Annotated in this window: 9 protein-coding genes and 1 tRNA gene; 7 read left to right on the top strand and 3 right to left on the bottom strand. The window is 66.6% G+C overall.

Annotated features, from left to right (window positions below):
- Position 1 precedes the first annotated feature (1 nt).
- Entirely contained in the window at positions 2–1,462 is a 1,461-nt protein-coding gene (locus ABZ193_RS07480) for a hypothetical protein (RefSeq protein WP_354709266.1), read from the bottom strand.
- A 1,465-nt stretch (positions 1,463–2,927) separates the two neighbouring features.
- The gene (locus tag ABZ193_RS07475; RefSeq protein ID WP_354709264.1) at positions 2,928–3,839 is read right to left on the bottom strand and encodes a hypothetical protein; all 912 of its coding nucleotides are present in this window, start codon (positions 3,837–3,839) and stop codon (positions 2,928–2,930) included.
- A gap of 597 nt (positions 3,840–4,436) precedes the next feature.
- Between ABZ193_RS07475 and ABZ193_RS07470 the strand changes: the two genes are divergently transcribed.
- From ABZ193_RS07470 to ABZ193_RS07450, 5 genes are all read left to right on the top strand, one after another.
- Complete coding sequence (locus ABZ193_RS07470) at positions 4,437–14,759, top strand: LamG-like jellyroll fold domain-containing protein (protein ID WP_354709286.1); 10,323 nt, start codon at positions 4,437–4,439, stop codon at positions 14,757–14,759.
- Complete coding sequence (locus ABZ193_RS07465) at positions 14,756–15,076, top strand: hypothetical protein (RefSeq protein WP_354709263.1); 321 nt, start codon at positions 14,756–14,758, stop codon at positions 15,074–15,076. Before ABZ193_RS07470 ends, ABZ193_RS07465 begins: the two co-directional genes overlap by 4 nt.
- Positions 15,077–15,475: 399 nt before the next feature.
- The gene (locus ABZ193_RS07460; RefSeq protein ID WP_354709262.1) at positions 15,476–16,060 is read left to right on the top strand and encodes a hypothetical protein; all 585 of its coding nucleotides are present in this window, start codon (positions 15,476–15,478) and stop codon (positions 16,058–16,060) included.
- 699 nt (positions 16,061–16,759) lie between these two features.
- A complete protein-coding gene (locus ABZ193_RS07455) occupies positions 16,760–16,933 on the top strand; it encodes a hypothetical protein (protein ID WP_354709261.1) in 174 nt (57 codons plus the stop codon).
- A complete protein-coding gene (locus tag ABZ193_RS07450) occupies positions 16,930–18,816 on the top strand; it encodes a recombinase family protein (protein ID WP_354709260.1) in 1,887 nt (628 codons plus the stop codon). Before ABZ193_RS07455 ends, ABZ193_RS07450 begins: the two co-directional genes overlap by 4 nt.
- On the opposite strand, the gene ABZ193_RS07445 is transcribed toward ABZ193_RS07450, so the two are convergent.
- Positions 18,805–18,878 (bottom strand) — tRNA-Leu (locus ABZ193_RS07445). The two genes, ABZ193_RS07450 and ABZ193_RS07445, sit on opposite strands and share 12 nt — an antisense overlap.
- Positions 18,879–19,104: 226 nt before the next feature.
- Between ABZ193_RS07445 and ABZ193_RS07440 the strand changes: the two genes are divergently transcribed.
- Both ABZ193_RS07440 and ABZ193_RS07435 read left to right on the top strand, forming a co-directional pair.
- Positions 19,105–19,722 (top strand): response regulator, encoded by a 618-nt coding sequence (locus ABZ193_RS07440; protein WP_017988040.1) that lies wholly within the window; start codon positions 19,105–19,107, stop codon positions 19,720–19,722.
- Between the two features lie 315 nt (positions 19,723–20,037).
- Entirely contained in the window at positions 20,038–21,210 is a 1,173-nt protein-coding gene (locus ABZ193_RS07435; protein ID WP_020418518.1) for a branched-chain amino acid ABC transporter substrate-binding protein, read from the top strand.
- Positions 21,211–21,265: the final 55 nt, after the last annotated feature.

Below are 21,265 nucleotides of genomic sequence, written 5' to 3'. Positions count from 1 at the left end.
CTCACAAATTCATGAATGGTTTCAGATCTGCTGCCGTTGGCGTGGTGGCCACGTCGGGATAGGCAACGCCGCCGGGAAGCGGATCTAGTGTATCGGCGACCGCAGCGATCCTGTCCGCCCACCTCAGCCCATCGGCCTGCGCAACAGCAGGCAGGGTCGAAGCCTGTCGCCGCACAGCCGAAGCGTATGCGCGCATCTCGTTTGCTTCATTCCACCGTTTGGCTTGGTTGCGGGCTTCCGTATCAATCAGATGCTCTCGGTGTGCGAGCGCAGCGCGTTCTCTTGCTGCAGCAGCACGCTGCTCGCGCTCAGCTCTTTCGCGCTGAGCCTGGCGTTGCCGCTCAAGCTCGGCGGCGCGCTGCTCGGCCAGGTGTCCATGGCGAAGACGCATCTCCTCCAGAACCTGCGAAAGATCATCTTCCAGGCGGTGTTCTTCAGTGTCTCTCCAGCTGTCGGCCCAGAACCGTCCGCCTGGCCCCTCAAGGACGAGGCCAAGGTGTTTGTCTGGCACTTCGTCGAAGTCGGGGAACATGTAACCCCGCCGTGCCCGCGCGAGCTCGCGCTCTGTTGGCTTATGCGGACGCTGCAACATCGCCTGCGTGAGCCGGACAATGAAGTTGTCACGACCGGCCATGAAACGTACTTCGTCTTGACCGCGGACCCGGTTCGTGTACGTGCTGTGTCGCGCGTGTTGACCTAGCTGGGCGGACACGGTAAGTCCGGACCCCCGCGCACCGATGACCAGTGCGTCGATCAGGCAGAATGCCCGGGTACGGGGTTCTCCGTGGACGGGAAAGGTCTCGCTTTCCATCAGGGCTTGAACCACGTCAGTAGGGTGTTGCAGCGTTTCCGGCTCGTCTTCCGGATCTAAGAGCCTGGTCTGCCATTCGGGCAGCGGCGCCAGGGCGATGGCCATCAGGTATCCAGAGTCGCGCTGCACGTAGTCGAAGGATAGCTGCATCCCCGCGGGAAGCCGTCCGAGCCGTTTCGCAGAGACAGCCAAACGCCGGTACCGGGCCTGCTCGCTGGCGGGCACGAGAATGCGGTGACCGCTGGCGGCTTGAAGTGACAGCATCAACCGGTCGACAACCCCTGGCTTTGGCGTGCGGCCCCCTTTGGGTGGGGCATCGGGGGGCCGGCCGGAGGCAAGTGATCGCTTCTGGGTCGTTTCCTCGGGGAGCACCGTGCTGTGGTCCGTTGGCGAGTTGTCTGGCAGGGTGGGTCCACGGTTGGCGGCGGCCGACGGGTACTCGCCGTGCGTGAGGAAGTAGGCGCCGCGGTCCGTGACTGTTGCTGTCCACGACGCGCCACGTCCCTTCACCAGGATCAGGCCGCGGTTGTGAAGGGCGCGGGCGGTAACGCGATGCGACCAGTCCCCGTAGGTGCCCTGGGGGCATCCATCGTTTACCCACTGGAGGACCGCGAGCTGTGTTGCGTTCAAGGATGCGTTCTGAACGGGCACTTGAACCTCCTTGCGGTGGCGCCCTGCTACGAAGGGAGGCCTTGACTCGTATTGGTGATCCTCGCGCCACCTTCCGATGTGCGTGGGCGTTCACCGTATCGAAGCGTTACTCGCTTTACGAGGTCCGATCTGGTGTCTGCTTGTCCTGGCCAGCGAGGTCCTTGAGGATGTCGAGTAGGGTGCGCGCAACAACGGGGCCGAGGCCGGGAAGAGTCTCGGGGACGTGAATGGCGAGATCTTCCCTGGTGTGTTGGCGGGGCGGGTTCGGTTCGTGGGGCTTGGGTTCATATTGGCCCAGTGAATACAGCTCCATATGGCGAGTGTGATCCCGCGCCTGCTGCTGAACTGGTCCTTGCACCCGGTTCACTCTAACGAGGACGCTCGGTGGGATCTTGGTGCTTGGAAAACGAGCGGAACCAATCGGCGTTACAGGCGCCGCCGATCACCGTCAGTCGAGGATGTAGGGGTGGCACTGCTCGAACCGGAACCGGGCCTAGCCCTGCGGGACGGCTGACCTCAACCTGGTGGTTGGCGTAGTCGCTTCTGAGGTCTTGCCCGTCTGTGGCTGACACGCCGCCGGTGCTTGCGGTGGCGGTCGGGGTGAGGGGCAGGCTGGTGGTGAGCAGGCCGGGGCGGGCACGAGCGCGGCGGTCCGGGATCTGCGAAGTTGAAGGTTGATGGTCATCGCGCGCTCCGGTAGTGGGTGTCGACGAACTGCTGGGCTTGCTGCTCCAGGGCGACTGCCGCGGCCTCCTGATTTGCCGCGATCCGGTAGCCAACGCCAGGCTCGCTCCCACCCAAGCCTGAGGTAGCGGGCCCGGTTGCTGCTGGTGCTTAGCGCCACCGGGCCCCACGTGTCCACCAGCGACGGTCCGGTCATGAGGTGGTGGGAGGACGGACTGGGTTGGCTGCTGGTGGTGCCGGCCAGGGCGAAGTCGTAGAAGCTGTCTCAGCTGGTGCAGCTCTCGCAGTGCGGGATCGCCATGCAGGTGTGCAGCTGCCCGTCTGGGGCTGCTGCGGGGGCGTCGATCCGTTGGAAGATCCCCAGCCGGCGGATGCTCAGGCCGCGGCGGATCCGCCTGGGGAGGGCGCGGTGCCGGAACTGGGTTAGACGCCCGCATCGCTCGCCATCACGGTGCCGACGGCGCCAAGCCCAGTGACCAGCTGCTGCCGGGACGGGGAAGCCTCGCCCACGTCGATTCCTGTAGGCTCGCGGGCCGGTTGCGGTGCGCTCTGCCTCCACTGCCGGTCGCTGGCCCGATCTTTCCCTTCGTCGAACTGCCGAGACAGTCGGACGGAACGCCTATGCGCGCCGAGCCGTCGCCGCGGCCGATCCAGATGACGGCCGACGAGGAAGGCCTCCAGCCAGCAGGTGCGCCACGTGCTCCTCAAGGGACGTTGCACGGTTAAGAGGAATGTCCTACGGAGGCCGAACGAACGCTGACGTGTCAGTCCCGTGTCGTGGTCAGCTCCAGTCGCGGGGATTGTCCCGCAGCGAGAGGTCGGGGAGACCGGTGATGGGTTCGGGTGTGTTGTAGCGGGGGTGATTGAAGGTGTGGAGGACGAAGATGTGGCGGGGCCAGGTGGCGAAGCGGGAGCTGCCGCCGAGGGTCTTTTCGAGGTTTTCGACCTGGCCGATGCGGCGGGTGTCGTGTTTGGCGTTGAAGGCGGTGATGGCGGCGCGTTCGCCGGTTTCGGTGGTGTAGGGGTAGCCGGTGAGGTCGTCGAAGTACATGGGCACGCGGGGGAGGGTGCGGTCCGGGGCGAGGAGTGTCATGGCGTCGAGGGCTGCGTGAGTGCCGGTGTAGACGTCGAGGTCGTGGGCGACGAATCCCAGGGGTGGCAGGTCTCCGCTGTCGATGCGCTGCATCAGTGGTGCGGTGGTGTGGGTGACGTCGCCGAGGACGAGTTCGGCGTGCCGCAGGCGGGCGCGCAGGGCGGTTTCGTCCATGGCGAAGGCGCCGGAGTGCAGGGCGAAACCGCAGTCGCGGGGGTCGCTGGCGGGCAGGAGTCCGGCGCCGGAGTCGAGTCCCACCACGTGGACGCGGGTGCCGTACCAGTCGTGGATGAGGTTGGCGTGGTCCTCGAGGGCGCGCAGGCCGTTGCCGCCGGCGACGCCGAACTCCAGCGCGGTGAACGCCTCGGCGCCGAGGGCGCGGGCGGCACGGGCGGCGGAGAGCAGGCCGTAGAGGTAATGCGGGTAGGGCAGCGGGCCGCGTCCGCGCTTTTCCATGCGGTGCAGCCGCACGGCGGCCTCATCCCAGGGCCAAGGCTGCGGCGCGACGACCTCGCGTACCCGCACCGCCAGCTGCACCAGTCCGGCGGGCAACGCGGCCGCGGCCTTGCGGGAAACACGATTGAGCAGAGACACGGACACGACGCAACCCCTCACCGATGACCTAACGAAAAACGCTGCCTATATCGCGTCGGGATGCGTTCCGTTACTCCTCGGTTGTGGAAATTGGCACTACGCCGAACGGAGCAATAACGACGAGTAAGCTACTTCTGCGTGCGAAAGGTGACGTCGCACACGGTGGTGGCTCATTCTCTCTTGTTGTAGCAAGGTGGAAAGTTCCAGACCGTAGGACGTCGCGCTGCGATGGAATCGCGAAGTTGGCCCAGTCGTTCGGGTTGTTCCGGGCGGCACGGCGCTGGTTGTGAGCAATCGTGTTCGCGGTCTCACTCGAATGTCCTACTTCCAGTGGTGATCCGGTGGAGTAGATCACACTGAGGTGGCACTGTCGGTAAGCGACCGTCCAGGGCGGTTCGATGCCGCCTGCCCGTGCGTTGATCACGGTTCGGTCTCGGGTGAAACGTTGGCAAGGGTGCGCCATATATCGTCCGTGGGCCTGCTTGAGGCGGACGTCGCGAGAGTTACGTGGCGACCGCTGTTCGAAACGGCCATGTTGGTGTTTCCGCCTATTTCCTGGCAATCAGTTTGCCGTGGCTCTGGGCTGCGTGAGGGGTGTACGAGATGGTGCGCGCTGCGGTGCTGTGGGGTCATCGGTGCCTGATCTGGATCATGGTTGTGGTCCTCACCGCAGGCTTGGTCTCCGTGTTGCCGGGCACCCCGGCGGCCTTGGCAGCGAGCGGCAGCATCCCCCAGCAGGAATGGGGCACAGCAGACGGCCGCAGCCACGACGCCCCGGCTGAGGCAACCAGCGCGATCACGGGCGCTGGCGGGCACAACGCGAAACCTGCTGCAGGCCTCGCGCCAGACGAACGGTTCCCCTCCCCGGGCCTGAGCGATGCTGAGGTCGGCCGCACCACCGTGCACGTCGGAGGCCCCGAGCCTCGCGTACCGGCTGAGGGCTTCGACGCCGCGACCAGCCGCGAAGACGTGAGCAAGCGGTCGGCGGACCGGCAGGTGTTCCGCAACGCGGACGGCACGATGACGATGCGGAAGTACCAGAACCGCACGTTCTTTCAGAAGCCGGATGGGTCGTGGGACAAGATCGACACGACGCTGGTGCCGGACGGCGCGGACCTGCGTACCCGGGCGGATTCGAACGCGAAGCGGTTCGCGACGAAGGCCAACGATCCCGAGTTGGTGTCGGTCGATCTCGGCGCTGGGCGGAGGGTTGCCTACGGGCTGGCGCAGGCCACCTCGGCGGGTGCCCAGGTTGAGGGCGAGTCAGCGACCTATCCCAACGTCCGGCCGAACTCCGACCTGCTGCTGGAGGCGATCCCTTCCGGCGCGAAGGAGACGATCGTCCTCAAGTCCAAGGACGCCCCCACCACCTGGGACTTTCCGCTGCAGCTGACCGGCCTGACCGCCAGCTTGGACGCCAACGGCGCGGTGCTGCTCACCGACGCGGCCGGCGTGGTGGAGGCGATCATCCCGCCCGGGTTCATGGAGGACTCGGCGATCAACCCGTTGTCCGGGGAAGGGGCCCGCTCCACCGGTGTCACCTACGCCCTGATCGGTGATCCGGTGCAGCCGGTGCTGCGGGTGAGCGTGGATGCCGCGTGGCTGACCGATCCGGCCCGGGTGTTCCCGGTGAAGGTCGACCCGACGGTGGTGAAGAACAGCAACGGCACGACCTACGTCCAGTCGCCCTACAACGCCGACTACTCCGGTGATCCGAACCTCAGCGTGGGCACCTACAACGGCGGGGCGAACAAGGCCGCGGCCTACTTGAAGTTCGACTCGGTGTCCTCGGAGCTGGCGGGCAACTACGTCCTGGGCGCGAAGCTGTGGATGTTTGAGACCTACGCCTACTCCTGCCAGGCCCGGCCGGTCACCATCCACCCGGTCACCGCGGGCTGGTCGGTCGGCGGCAACAAGACCTACCCGGGTCCCGCGTTCGGCGCGGAGATTGCCAACGCCTCCTTCGCGCACGGCTACGACCCGGGCACCTGCGGCTCGTCGTGGGTCGGCATCGACCTCGGCAATGCCGGGCGTGATTTGGTTCACGGTTGGACCCACGGCGCGCCGAACAATGGCCTTACCGTCCGGGCATCAGAGACCGACACGTACGGTTGGAAGAAGTTTGCGTCCGCTGCCACTGTGAACGCGCCCTACCTTGAAATCACGTTCACGGCCTACTGGGCTACCTACAGCGTGGGGGCGATGGACCCGGTGGTCACCTCGTCTACCGACGGCACCATGGCCGTGACGGTCACCAACGGTGGCCGGGACGTGTGGAGTCCGAACAACAACTATGCACTGGGTTACCGGTTGTGGGACGCCAACGGCAACGAGCTCCCGGCGGAGATGACGGCGTGGACGAAGATGCCCTATGACGTCGCTCCGGGGCAGACCGTCACGCTCAATGCGAAGATCAAATCGTTGCCGCCCGGTGGTTACACACTCCGGTGGGACATGGACAACGTGGGATACGGCCGGTTCTCTTGGGAGAACGTCCCTATGTCGGGCCCGGTGACATTCACCATCGCCAACCAGACGCCGGTCATCGATTCGATGGCTCCGCCGAGTAACTACAACTCGACCACGCTGACGCCGACGCTGGCGATGACTGGGCACGACCGGGATGTCTATCCCGGGCAGGGTGTGAACTACCACTTCAAGATCTGCGAAGCGGACAACGCCACCAACTGCCAGGACAGCGGGTGGATCGACTCTCCGGTGTGGTCGGTGCCGGCGGGCTGGATGACGTGGTCGAAGACCTACATCTGGCAGGGCCAGGTCGGTGACCGCCAGACGGAAAGCTTGTGGAGCGGCGGTTCCTACCTGTCGACCCGAGTGCCGCAGCCGGCGATCACCAGCCACTTGTCGTCTGTGGACGGTGGCGGGGTGGATCCGGGGGTCGCGAACTTCACCACACCGGTGACAGATGCCTCGGTCGCCGCAGTGGGGCCCGCACTGTCGGTGGTGCGCACCTACAACAGTCTCGACCCGCGTAAGGACGGCGCGTTCGGTGAGGGCTGGGCCTCCCGCTGGGACACCCGGTTGGATCCGGATACGGATGGCAGCGGCAATGTGGTGCTGACGTGGATGAACGGTCAGCAGTCACGGTTCGGGAAGAACCCGGACGGCAGTTACGCGGCGCCACCGGGCCAGTTCGCCACACTGCTCGCGGTTACGGGTGGGGGGTGGACGCTGCGGACGAAGGACGGCAGCCAGTACACCTTCGACGCCAGCGGCAAGCTGACCTCGATGAAGGACGCGGCCGGCCGCGCCCAGACGCTGACCTACGACGGGGCCGGGAAGCTGGCGACGGCAACCGACGCCGCCTCCGGCCGGTCCCTGTCGTTCGTGTGGACCGGGGCGCACGTCACGTCGGTGACCACGCATCCGGATCCGCAGCTGACCTGGTCTTACGTCTATGACGGTGACCGGTTGACGCAGGTGTGCGACCCGCTGCAGGCCTGCACCACCTACGACTACACGACCGGCTCGCACTATCGCACGGTCGCCATGGACGCGAACCCGCGCGGGTACTGGCGCCTGGCCGAAACCACCGGCACGACGGCGGTGAGCGACCAGCCTGGTTTCTGGGGCACCGCGGACGCCACCGCTACCGACGTGGCCTGGGGACAGGCCGGCCCGCTGGCGGGCAGCCCCACCACGGCGGCCGGGTTCAACGGCACCTCGAGCTTCGCGCGTCTGCCGGATGATCTGGTGCGTAACTCGCACTACATCGGCATCGAGCTGTGGTTCAAGACCACCACCGCCGGCGGAGTCCTGTTCTCCACCGGCAACGACCAGCCCGGTGCCGCCAACCCGGGCGGATCGATGCCGGTGCTGTATGTGGGCACGGACGGCAAGCTGTACGGGCATCTGTGGAACGGCAGCGTCAACGGCATCGTTACCCCGAACACGGTGACCGACGGTGCGTGGCATCACGTCGTGCTCTCCGGCGCGCAGAACACCCAGACCCTGTACCTGGACGGGGCTGCGGTCGGTTCGATGGCCGGGCAGCTGGCCAACATCGACCCCTACAACTTCGTGGGCGTGGGCGCGGTGTCCACCCGCGATTGGCCGGCGAAACCGGCCGGCACGTGGAACTACTTCAACGGCAGCATTGCCGAGGTCGCGCTCTACCACCAGCCGCTGGGTGCGACGACGGTGGCCGAGCACTACGCGGCGCGGGCGGCGAGCAACCAGCTGACCACGATCACCCGTCCCGGCGGCAGCGTCGCCGCTCACCTGACCTACAACGCCGCCAACGACCGGGTCGCGGAATACACCAACGCCAACGGCGGCACCACCAGCTACACCAAGCCCACTGTGGACGGTGACGGCTTCCGCTACGCCACCAGCGTTGTCGATTCGGACCCGCACGCGAACTGGCGGCTGGGCGAGACCAGCGGCACCACCGTGGGCGGTGACCCGACACTGTCGCGCGCGACGTACGTGCGGGGCAGCGGGGGCGGCACCACCCCGGGGCCGTTCACTGGTAGCCAGAGCCAGTGGCTGGATGGCACCGGCAGCTACATCCGGCTCCCGGACGATGCGGTGAACGGCACCAACCAGATCTCGGTCGAGCTGCTGTTCCGCACCACCACCACCTCCGGCGGGGTGCTGTTCTCCACGGGCAACGACACCCCCGGCACCGCCAACCCGGGCGGCGCGATGCCGGTGCTGTATGTGGGCACGGACGGCAAGCTGTACGGGCACTTCTGGAACGGCTCCACCACCGGCATCGTCACCCCGAACCCGGTGAACAACGGCGCCTGGCACCACGTCACCCTCACCGGCGACCACAACACCCAGACCCTCTACCTGGACGGGCAACCGGTCGGCACGCTGGCCGGCGAGATCTCCAACATCGACCCCTACGCCTTCGTCGGCGCCGGCGCGGTCAACACCATGACCTGGCCCGCCCGACCCGCGAATGACTGGGGCTACCTGCCTGGCGCCGTGGCCCAGGTCGCGTTGTACTCGCGCAGCCTGCCCGCGGCCGAGGTCCAGTCCCACTGGACCGCCACCACCTCCAAGACCAGCTACCTCAACGCGGTGCGCGGCACCGGCCCGGTGGGGTGGTGGGGCCTGGAGGACGCCAACAACAGCCCGACCGCGGTCAACGACCCGGCCACCGTCACCGGCACCTCGACGAGCACCGCGCCGGCGGCGAGCCCGGTGATGCGCGGCTCCAGCGGCTACGCCTTCAACGGCACCAGCTCCTACGTCCGGCTCCCTGACCGCCAGGCCCAGGGCCGCACCCGCCTGGCGATCGAGATGTGGTTCCAGACCACCAGCCCGGGCGTGCTGTATTCCACCAGCGCGGCGAATCTGCCGGGCGCGGCGAACCCGTCCGGGGCGATGCCGGTGCTGTACGTGGGCACGGACGGCAAGCTGTACGGGCACTTCTGGAACGGCAACGTCGCGGGGATCGTCACCCCGGGGGTTGTCAACGACGGCAAGTGGCACCACGTCGTGCTCTCCGGCGACGGCGACATCCAGCGCCTCTACCTCGACGGCAACCCGGCCGGTACTGCGGTCGGGGACATCGACAACATCGACCGCTACGACCTGATCGGCGCCGGCGCGGTCAACGACCAGAACTGGCCGGCCAAACCCGCCGGGACGTGGAGCTACTTCAGCGGCTCCATCGGCGAGGTGGCCTTCTACCACCGGCCGCTGGACTCGGCCAGCGTCAGCACGCACTACTCGGCCAAGGTCGCCGCCTACACCATCCAGGCCACCGACCCCGCCGCCAAGATCACCACCTACACCTACGACCCGACTCGCAGCGGCCGGCTGGTCACCACCACCACACCCACCGGCGGCACCAAGGTCCTGGGCTACGACACCGGCGGCTACCTCAACCGCGTCATCGACGAGAACGGCCACGCCACCACGCTGGCCAACGACGCACGTGGCAATGTGCTGTCGCGGACGGTGTGCAGGGCGGCGGGGCCGAGCGACTGCTACAGCTCCTACCGCTCCTACTACCTCAACACCACCGATCCGCTGGATCCGCGCAACGACAAGGTGACCGAGGACCGCGACGCCCGCTCCGACTCCGCGGCCGACAACCGCTTCCTCACCAGCTACACCTACACCCCCACCGGTGAGGTCGCCACAGTCACGCAGCCGCCCACGAACGACGGCGCCACCCGCGTCACCAGCAACACCTACACCGACGGCACCGAAGACGCCATCGGCGGCGGCATCACCCCGCCAGGTCTGCTCGCCTCGACCACCAACCCGGCGGGCGGGATCACCTGGTACGGCTACACCTCCGGCGGCGACGTCGCCCAGGTCGTCGACTCGGCCGGCGCAGTCACCAACTACGGCTACGACGACCTCGGCCGCCAGACCGTGAAGAAGGTCAGCGTCGCCGGCGGGACCACCGAAGACGTCACCATCTACGGCTACGACAACCTCAACCGCCTCGTCGGGCAGATCGACCCGGAAACCACCAACGCCGTCACCGGCACCACGCACCAGCGCCGCACCACCTGGGTCTACAACCCCGACGGCACCCTCGATTCGACCACGGTCGACGACATGGCCGGCCACGACTCGGCCCGCACCACCAGCTACACCTACGACGCCTACGCCCGCGTCGAAACCGTCACCGACCCCGCCGGCGGCGTGACCACGACGAACTACGACGCCTTCGGCGCCGTCGTGCGCACCGTGAGCCCGGTCGGGGTGGAATTCACCGCGACCTACACCGACGCCCGTCACCAGCTCGCCACCCGCACCGTGAAGGGCTTCACCGGCGACGGCGGTGCCGCCCGCGACGTGGTGCTCGAGTCCCGCGCCTACGACCCCGCAGGCCGCCTCGCCAGCGTGACGGACGCGATGGGCCGAACCCGCGCCTACACCTACTACGACGACAACACCCTCGCCACCGAAACGCTGCTCGGCTACACCGACCCAGCCACCGGCCAGACCCGCGACGTGCAGCTCGCCAGCTACACCTACACCGGCACCGGACAGGTCGCCGTCGCGAGCAAAGCCGAGGGCCGCTACTCCACCACCACCGACTACGACCGCGCCGGGCTCGTGGTGGGCACCACCGACCGCGACGGCACCACCATCCTGCGCTCCAGCGCTTTCGCGCTGGACGCGCTGGGCAATCCGACGCGGGAGATCCACCGCAACGCCGACGGCAGCACCGTCGCCGACATCACCCACGGCTACGACAACTTCGGCCGCGAAACCGGCCGCGCCGTGGCCACCAGCCCCACCGAATCCCTGACCACCTGGATCACCCTCGACCCGCGCGGCAACATCACCTCCACCGTCGACCCGCGCGGCACGGTGCCCGGCGGCGACCCCGCCGCCTACACCACCAGCACTACCTACGACGAATACGACCGCCCCGTCACCACTACCGCACCCCCGGTGCCGGTGGAAACCGGCGGGCAACCGGCCACCACCGTCGCCCCGGTCACCACCACCGGCTACAACACCTTCGGCGAAGTCGTCGACGTCCGGGACCCCAACGGCAACGTCACCCACACCGACTACGACCTCGCCGGGCGGCCCACTGCCACCACTCTGCCGCCGTACACGCCGCCGGGCGCGACCGAGCCGATCATCGCGACCCGGTCGATCGGCTACGACCTCGCCGGCCGGGTCACCTCGACCACCGACGGCCGCGGCAACACCACCACCTACGGCTACGACGAACTGGGCAACCAGCGCCGCAAAACCGACCCGCCCGCCCTCTACGGCCAGGCCGGTGGCACCTGGATCGCCACGTTCGACCCGCTCGGCGAACAACTCTCCGCCAGCGACCCGACCGGGGCGCAGACCTTCGCCACCTACGACAAGCTCGGCAACCAGATCACCAGCACCGTCGTTGAACGCACCCCCGCCCCGACCCGGAACCTGACCACCCACTACACCTACGACACCCTCGGCAACCCGACCTCGGTCACCACACCCAGTGGTGTGACCACCAAGGCCACCTGGGACGACCTGGGTAACCAGCTCACCGTCGTGTCCGGTGCCGGGAAGACCACCACCAGCACCTACAACGGCGCCGGGGCCATCACCTCGGTCACCAACCCGCTGGGGGAGAAGACCACCGCCAGCTACGACTGGGCCGGCCGCCTCACCAGCACCGCCGACCTCGACAGCGCGGGGACGGTGCTGCGCACCCGCGGCTTCGGCTACGACAACGCGGGCAACCAGACCAGCACCACCGATGCCCTGGGCAAAACCACCAGCCAGACCTTCGACGCGGGCAACCGGCTCACCTCGGTCACCCGCCCGGTCTCGGCCACCGAGTCGATCACCACCAGGTACGGCTACGACGCCGCCGGCAACATCACCCGCTCCACCGACGGCAACAACCACACCACGGTCTACACCGTCACCCCGTGGAACCTGGCCGAATCGACCATCGAACCGGCCACCGCCCAGCATCCCAACGTCGCTGACCGCACCTACACCGCCAGCTACGACCGCAACGGGCAGCTCGCCAGCCTGGCCAAGCCCGGCGGGGTGGTGATCGCCAACAACTACGACGCGCTCGGCAACATCACCAAGCAGACCGGCACAGGCGCGGCCGTCGCCACTCCGGACCGCACCTTCACTTACACCGCCCGCGGTGACCTGCGCACCGTGTCCGCGCCGGGCGGCACCAACACCTACACCTACGACGACCGCGGCAACCTCGTCTCGGCCACCGGCCCGTCCGGCGACTCCAGCGCCACCTACGACGACGACAACCGGCTGGTCACCGCCACCAGCACCGCCGGGGTCACCAGCTACGGCTACGACACCGCCGGGCGCCTGGCCACCGCTGCCGATCCGCTCACCGGCGCGATCGCCAGCTACGGCTACGACAACGCCGACCAGCTCACCAGCATCGGCTACGGCACGGGCAACGCCACCCGCGGCTTCACCTACGACCCCCTCGGCCGCCTCACCAGCGACACCATCACCGCCCCGGGCGGCACCGTGACCGCGTCGGTGAGCTACGGCTACGACCTCGAAGACCACCTCACCACCAAGACCACCACCGGCACCGCCGGCGCGGCCACCAACACCTACGGCTACGACGACGCCGGCCGCCTCACCTCCTGGACCACCGGTGGCACCACCACCGACTACGGCTGGGACGGCGCTGGAAACCTCACCCGCGACGGCCCCGACACCGCCACCTACAACGAACGCAACCAACTCCAAACCAAGGGCAACACCAGCTACACCTACACCGCCCGCGGCACCCTCAACACCCGCACCACCGGCGGCGTCACTACCCAACTGGCCTTCAACGCCTACGACGAACTCACCACCGACGGCACCACCACCAACACCTACGACGCCCTCAACCGACTCATCACCACCGGCACCACCACCCTCAGCTATGCCGGCACTAGCCAGAACATCACCAACGACGGCACCAGCAGCTACACCCACACACCAGGCGGCGACCTCCTCGGCACCAAGCAGGGCAACACTGCCTCACTGGCGCTGACCGACCTGCACACCGACCTGACCGCGCTCATCAACCCTGCTACCAGCGCGGTCACTGGGTCGCGTAGCTACAGCCCCTTTGGCGAGGTCACCAACACCAACGGCACTCAAACCGCCCTCGGGTACCAGCACCAATACACCGACCCGGTCACTGGCAACACCAACATGGGTGCCCGCTGGTACGACGCCAGCGCTGGCGGGTTTATCTCGCGCGATACTGCCGCACTGGACCCACGCGACGAGCTCAACGCCAACCGCTACGCGTACGCCGCGAACAACCCACTAACCAATCGCGACGTCACCGGAAATGGCGTAAACACACTGCCGGCACCTCCGCCCGGAGGTCTCACCTACGAGCAAATCCAGCGCGACGTCGACAATTATCGCAGATCGTCCCAGCCTGGGCGTGGCGGCCCGTGGGGAATCGCGTTGTGGGGTATTAGCCAGCTTGCCAGCCAGCTTACGGAAACACATTCCTACTATCACCCAGGATTTTACGGAAAATTCAAGAAAAAAGTGCCATTGCCGGGTGGTGGTAGTCCCACTGTCAGCTGGTCCAATATCTGCTCGTTCGTCTGTGGCCTAGGTGGTAGGACCCCAAATCGCCCGCCCGGAAAGCTGCCGAACAAACCTGGCAACCCCGGCAATCCCAGCAACGCCGCTGCGGCCGCGGCAGCCGCCGCTGCTGCCGCGGCGGCCAGGGAGGCTGCTCGTCAACGTCGCGTCGAGCAGGACGCCCGAACCTGGCACGACCGGCCAGTCACGACGCCCACCATTGCGCAGAGCGTCCAGGACCTGCTCGACGCGGTGCTCCCCAGCATCGACCTCGGCATCCTCGACCCGACCAACGTCAACGGCGGCGACGACCCCTTCGAACCGACAGACAACGGCGCGCTAAGCCAACCAATCGGTCAAGCCACGGGCGAGCCTATCTACGTAATCCTCGACGATGCTTGCGTCGTCGGAGGCAAGTCGCTGCCGAATGGCCGGTCGAGGCTCATCTGGACGTGCGATGCGGGCGAAGCTGCGCCTCACAAGGGGTACCCGCATGGCTTCAATAGTCGAGACGAGTTCGAAGCATTCGCCGCACTTCTTCACGAAGGCTTGGGAGCTGCGGGTTTCGAAGGTACTTTTGCAGCGTTCCAGGGTAGCGCTGTTACTGGCAAGAGCTACAAAACCGGAGAACCATTCGACGTTGGCAGGACGAGTGATTTCGATATTGCACTTGCCGGACCGGCAATCTTTGCGGCAGCGCAGGCTGCAGGAATTGGTTTGCGAGGAAAGAAGACGCGTACGGGTCCGCTTCGCGCTCACGATCTGGCCGCTTTGGGATTGACTAACTTACGCGCAGATCTCAGTGAGCTGGCGGGACGTGATGTCAACTTCATGATCTACACCTCTAGTGATGTGGCGCTCGGGAGAGCTCCGAGTATAATTGTCCCGTGACCACTCCTTCCTATCTGTTGTATGGAAGTTCGACTGTCAGTATCAATGACCTGTGTTCTACGTTGCGGGAGGTGCTAAATGTAGATTTTGAGCCCCGTCGTAGCGACTATCATGGTGGCGACTATTACCGAGCTGGTCAGCTTCGCGGTGAGCATTTTGTTCTCGAGAAAAATTGGCGCGACGAAGATGGCGAGTTGCTTGAGCCAGCGTACGAGAACTTCGATGTTATATTGGAGGTCAATGGCACCGAGCGGCCAGATTCGATCCGCGAGATACTTGCCGAAGTAGAGGGCCTGGTCTTTCTGATCGAGCGTTAAGATGCTGGCAACCCGGAGAAGTTAAGGGCTGCGCAGACATCGCGGCGGTTTCGCCGTCGCCATCCGCCTGGACGTGCCCGACCTACCAACCCAGACGGTCACGGTGGTGTTCGGCCGCGGAGCACCCGACGTCCCACACGTCTACACGGACCCGCAGTCGGACTCCCCACATCGATATTCCGACGGGTCCCTGTGCATGTGGTGCCCGGGTGACCCAGCGGAGCAACGCTGGACCCGCCGGGACGGGCTGGTCGCGCTCCTCGGGCACATCCTCGCCCACCTCCTGCGCGAGGAATGGTGGCAGCGCACTGGCGAATGGCCCGACGAAGAAGCCGCGCACCTGCCCATCCCCAGAACTCACGACGTCGACGCAGAGGCCGCATGACGGACAATCATGCGGTGATGAGCACCATCCGTGTCCCCACCACCACCCTGACCGCCCAGAGCGGCGGAACGACCGCTGTCGGCGGCACCAGCGTCGCGGTAGCCGCGGTCTTGTCTGGCGCGTTCCTCGCGGCTCTGGTCACTGCGGTGATCACGATCTGGCTCGCGCGCAGGAAGACCCGTGAGGAGGAACGCAACAGGCTCCGGTCGGCGTTCGCTGAAGCCTTTGCGACGTACCAAGCCTATAAGGAATTCCCGTACGCCATCCGGCGCCGCCGCGTCGACGCACCCGGCGAGGAACGGGTCCGGCTGTCCGAAGCACTCCGTTCAGTGCAGGCAGACCTTGTGTACCACGTGGTCTGGACAGTCATCGAGTCTGAACAAGTCGGCAAAGCATTCGCGGAGCTGGTCAAGCAGGTTCGCGCGACCGCCGGAACGGCCATGCACGAAGCGTGGAACGCACCAGCGAGCAACACCGACAGCGCGATGAACATCCCGCCGTCTCTCGTCGACCTCACGGAGCTGACGAAGCACGAAACGATCTACATCGACGCCGTACGCGCCCACCTCCGGCGGCTGGCTCCGTGGTGGGCACGGTGACGAGCAGCTTCGCCGAGCGGCATCTGCGGAACCACATTCGTGCCGGACTGCAGATCAAGTGACCCCGCCCGCCACACCGGCGGCCTGGGGACCCTACGTCCTGTGGGCTCGGAGCGGTAGGGCCAGCACAGCAGGAGCCAATCTGGAGCGGGGTGCATTCTCGTGCTGTCCTGAACCGCCTTTAACGTGCTCGAACCGCGCCCGCCTGTACAGGGGATTCTCTGTTTTCGCAGGTCAGCGCGTTGCGCCGACCACTCTGGGGTCAAGGGGTCACGATCGGGTTCGGCCGGTTCGGTTCGCGTCGCTCCTGGGTGTCACCCGCGGAGAGGGTTTTTCCTGCCCGGCTGTCCCCTGCAGCGTTCCTGGATCGGACTTTAGGGCGTCAGGTTTGTCGGCGCGATCGTCACGTCGGGCTCCCGGTCCATACGCGTGAAAGGCTGGCGCTGCCTGGCGAATGTCCTTGACGTCGGCGTAGTGGCGGAGCGTAGATATGGTCGTGTCGGAACGATATTCGAATCGCGTGTTTCCACTAGGCGTGCCTCGATCTGAATTCGGTTGGCGTCGATCACGCCTGTGCCTTGTGGCGACAGGATCGGGAAAGGTGTCGTCGTGCCTCCTGTGAATCGTCCTAAAGGGCGGACCGACGCGCGGCGGCCAACGACCCGTGGTGCTGGTGATTCCCATCGTCGGCAGCCGCTCGTGTCCGACACAAAGCGGTTCCGGCTCGACGTGCGGTTGATCGAGGGCGTGGAGGGTGACTGGCTGAAGGGTGAGATCGGGATGGTCGTGCGTGATCTGTTGTTGTGGGCCTTGCAGGATCGGTCCACTTGGGAGGGCGTGCGCACGTCGGCGGACGAGGAGCGTGCGCTGTGAGTGTCTCCGGGACGAACCCTCCGTCGCCTGCGGCCAAGGGGTTGAGCGATCTGGCTTTGTCGCCGTTCGGGTTGCCGTTGTCGTTGCACGCGAATGAAGTCCGGGTCGCCTGGGTGGGGCGGACGTCCACCGAGGAGCATCAGGATCCGCGTCAGTCGTTGTTGCGTCAGCTTGAGCGATGCAAGGTGGTGCTGCCCAACTCGTGGGTAATCGTCTGTCACTTCTACGACGTCGAGTCAGGGAGGATGGAGTTGGAGCGGCGGGGGAGGGGCACCGGGTACGACCGGTTCGACATCCCTATCGCCCGGGACGGTGGCATCGCTGACTTGCTCGGGGAAGCGCCGAAGGACAGTCGCCGGTTCGATGTCGTGATCTGTGAGTCGATGTCGCGGATCGCGCGGAAGATGTATGAGACGTTGTCGGTGGAGCGGGAGCTCGAGCGCGCGGATGTCCCGGTGTTCGCGTCGAACGAGCCGATCATGCTCACCGGGGGCCGGGCTCAGCAGATCCTGCAGCGGCGGATCAACCAGTCGGTCGCTGAGTATGAAGTGCTCAACATGCTCGAACTGTCCTGGGGTGGAACCTGCACCCACATCCGGGAGGGTTACAACATCGGCAAGCCGCCACACGGGTATGTCGCGAAAATACTGCGCCACCCGAACGCGGCGAAAGCGGAGAAAGGTCTGACCAAATCTCGGCTCGAACCGGACGGTGTTCGTGGTGAGACGGTCACGTTGATCGCCAAGTGGCGCTACTACGAACAGCTGGGCACGGACACGATCGCGGAGCGGCTGAACCAGGATCTCGATCGGCATCCGCCGCCGGAGCCGCCGGGTGGCTTGCGGGCGCGCAACGCCTGGTCGAAGTCGAGCGTCCGCGACATCCTCCGCAATCCGAAGTACACCGGGTATCAGGTCTACAACCGCCGGGCGCGGCGCAGTCGGGGAGGGCGCAACCGGCACAACCCGCCGGAGTTGTGGGTGTGGTCGGCCGAACCGGTGCATGAGCCGCTGATCCCGAGGTGGATGTGGGAAGCGATCAACGAGACCCCGGGTCTGCGTGAACGGTCGCGCGACGGGGCCGGCCTCAAGAACGATCCGCGGGCGAAGCGGACCTACCGGTTCCGCCGCCGCGTGCTGTGCGATTGCGGCCGCCGGATGATGGGCCACACCCGCCCGGGCGGCGTCTACTACCGCTGCCACCCGGCGGGCAACAACCGGGGCCGTCCGGACAAGCACGAGGGCCACCCGCCGACCGTGTACATGCGGGAAGACCTGATCATGGCCGAGGTCAGCCGGTTCTTCGCCGAGCGGGTCTTCGGGCCGAACCGTCGGGAGTTGTTCCTGGCCGCGCTCGACACTGCGGACGACGCCGCCAGCAGGGACCGCGAAGAGCAGCGCCATCGGCTGCGCCGCAAGCTCGCCGATATCGCCCGTAAGCAGGACAACGTACTCGGGCAGGCCGAATCGGCCGATCCCACCGACCCGTTCGTGCAGGGGCTCAGGCAGCGCTACAACACCCTGGAGACCGAACGGCTAGCGCTCCTCGCCACGCTTGACGGCCTGGACGAGATCGAGCGCGACCAGCCGGACCGGCCGACCGCCAGCCAGGCCGAACTCCTCGACGCGCTGCCACACCTCGCCCTCAACCTCCACCGGGCGCCGGCCGAGCTGCTCGACCGGCTGTTCGACCTCACTCAACTGACTATCCAGGTCCACTACGCGACCGACGAGGCAACACTGAAGGTGGTTCTGCCCGCCGACAACGTGGCCGCGATAGGGAACCTCGGCGCGGCAACGAGCGGCATGTCGCGGCAGGCTGGCGATGAATGCTGCGGATCCCCAGGTCAGGGGCTGTGTGCATCTGGTGAGTGCCCCCGGTGAGATTCGAACTCACACTGGACGGGTTTTGAATCCGTTGCCTCTGCCAGTTGGGCTACGGGGGCGGCGCAGCCAGACTTTACGCGCCCCACCTGGCGCCCCGGCAGTGGGGGTAGCCCTGCGTGACGACCGGTCACAGGGGAGTCGATCAACGCGACACGCCGTGCCACGACGTGGTGAACACCATGCCCACCACGTGGTCCGCGTCATCCACCAACTGGATCGTTCCGGGTAGGCTCGTCCTGCGGTTAGCCGCATTCCACATTCCGTCGAGCACGCAGGAGGACCCCGGTGACCGAAGAGGCTACCGAGGCCAGCGGTGTGGCCACCGCTCCGCAGCGTCGGGTGCTCGTCGCCGAAGACGAAGCACTGATCCGGCTTGACCTCGTCGAGATGTTGCGCGAAGAGGGATACCAGGTGGTCGGCGAGGCGGGCGACGGCGAAGAGGCCATCAAGCTGGCAGCCGAGCTCAAGCCCGACCTGGTGATCCTGGACGTCAAGATGCCCAAGCTGGACGGCATCGAGGCGGCGTCCCAGATCACCACCGACCGCATCGCCCCCGTGGTCATCCTGACCGCGTTCAGCCAGCGCGAGCTGGTCGAGCGCGCCCGCGACGCGGGCACGATGGCGTACCTGGTCAAGCCGTTCAACAAGCGGGACCTCGTTCCCGCGATCGAGCTGGCCGTCAGCCGGTTCTCGGAGATGCAGGCGCTGGAGGCCGAGGTCGCCAGCCTGTCCGACCGGCTGGAGACCCGCAAGGTCATCGACAGGGCCAAGGGCCTGCTGATGACCCACCAGGGGCTGACCGAGCCGGACGCGTTCCGGTGGATCCAGCGCACCGCCATGGACCGGCGCACGACCATGAAGGCCGTCGCCCAGGCGGTCGTCGAGAGCATCGGTCAGAAGTAACCCCGCGCGATCGCGTGGGAGGTCAAACGCTCCGACATCACTCCAACGAGGGCGTGACGGCGCTGCTCATTTGAGCAAAAGGTCACTGGTTGTTATCACCCGGTTGTTGCAATGCGGCAACCGGGTGTAAATCATGCATGAACTATAGTGACCCCCGTCACGATGTGGAAACAAGACAGCGCGTACCGCTGTGCTTGACCTCACCGGGCGGCTACGTTCAGCGCCCGATAGGTCCCATCCCGGGACGGCCGCAGTCCGCGGCCGGCTGGATAGTTGGAGGAACGAGTGTCAGGAGCACGACTCACGCGAGTTCTCGTGCTGGCGGCGGCAGCAACGCTGGCGCTGGGTGCGTGCGCGGCGCGTGATGAGGGGAGCACGTCGGGCGACACCACCGGCTCGGCGGCGGCGCCTTCGCAGGCGGCCGACGCGGCCAACCCGCGCGGCGACGGCAAGGCGGTGTGCTCGGGAGTCTCGATCGCGTACGCGGGCACCATCAACGGCAACAGCGCGGCGCTGGGCCAGAACATCCTGCGCGGCGCCGACCTCGCGGTGAAGCAGCACAACGAGGCCAACCCGAACTGCCAGGTCACCTTGAAGCAGTTCGACACCGAGGGCAAGCCGGACAAGGCCCCGGGCATTGTCACGCAGGTCATCAACGAGTCCGACATCCTCGGCGTCGTCGGCCTGCCGTTCTCGGGTGAGTCGAAGGCCGCGGGCAACCTGTTCAACCAGGCCGGCCTGGTCACGATCAGCCCGTCGGCGACCAACCCGGCGCTGGCCGACAACGGCTGGAAGACCTTCTTCCGCGGCATGGGCAACGACTCCGTGCAGGGCCCGGCCGCGGCCAAGTTCCTCACCGAGACGCTCAAGGCCAACAAGGTCTGCGTCGTGGAGGACGACTCCGAGTACGGCATCGGCCTGGCCAACGCCGTCAAGCAGGCGCTCGGCTCGAAGGCCTCCTGCACCGACAAGGTGAAGACCGGTCAGACCGACTTCTCCGCGGTGGTCAACAAGATCGCCACCGAGAACCCGGACGCCGTCTTCTACGCGGGTTACTACCCCGAGGCCGGCCCGTTCGCGCAGCAGCTGAACGACAAGGCCGTCACCGCCAAGTTCGTCGGCCCGGACGGCGTGAAGGACAACGAGTTCCTCAAGGGTGCCGGCGGCGGCGCGACCAACGCCTACTTCACCTGCCCGTGCGTCCCGGAGGACAACTTCCGCGACTTCACCGCCGCGTTCAAGGCGGTCGAGGGCGCCGACCCGGGCACCTACTCGCCCGAGGGTTACGACGTCACGACCATCCTGCTCAAGGGCATCGACAGCGGCATCAAGGACCGCGCCGCGATGCTGAACTTCGTCAAGAACTACGACGGTCAGGGCCTGACGAAGAAGTTCAAGTGGAACGACAAGGGCGAGCTCTCGGACACCCCGGTGTGGAGCTACCGCGTCGAGAACGGAAAGATCGTCAACAACGGCCAGATCAGCTAACGACCTGACCTATCGGGCATGCACGCGGCCGACCGTCGCGTGCATGCCCGATCCA

The organism is Amycolatopsis sp. NPDC006125, assembly GCF_040614195.1.
In the GTDB taxonomy this organism is placed as follows: domain Bacteria; phylum Actinomycetota; class Actinomycetes; order Mycobacteriales; family Pseudonocardiaceae; genus Amycolatopsis_E; species Amycolatopsis_E tucumanensis.
This window is presented reverse-complemented; position numbering and strand designations above follow the sequence as displayed.

Bases quoted from the DNA above. Each gene is read 5' to 3' on its own strand.
- ABZ193_RS07470 (WP_354709286.1), top strand. From the start codon at position 4,437: ATGGTGCGCGCTGCGGTGCTGTGGGGTCATCGGTGCCTGATCTGGATC.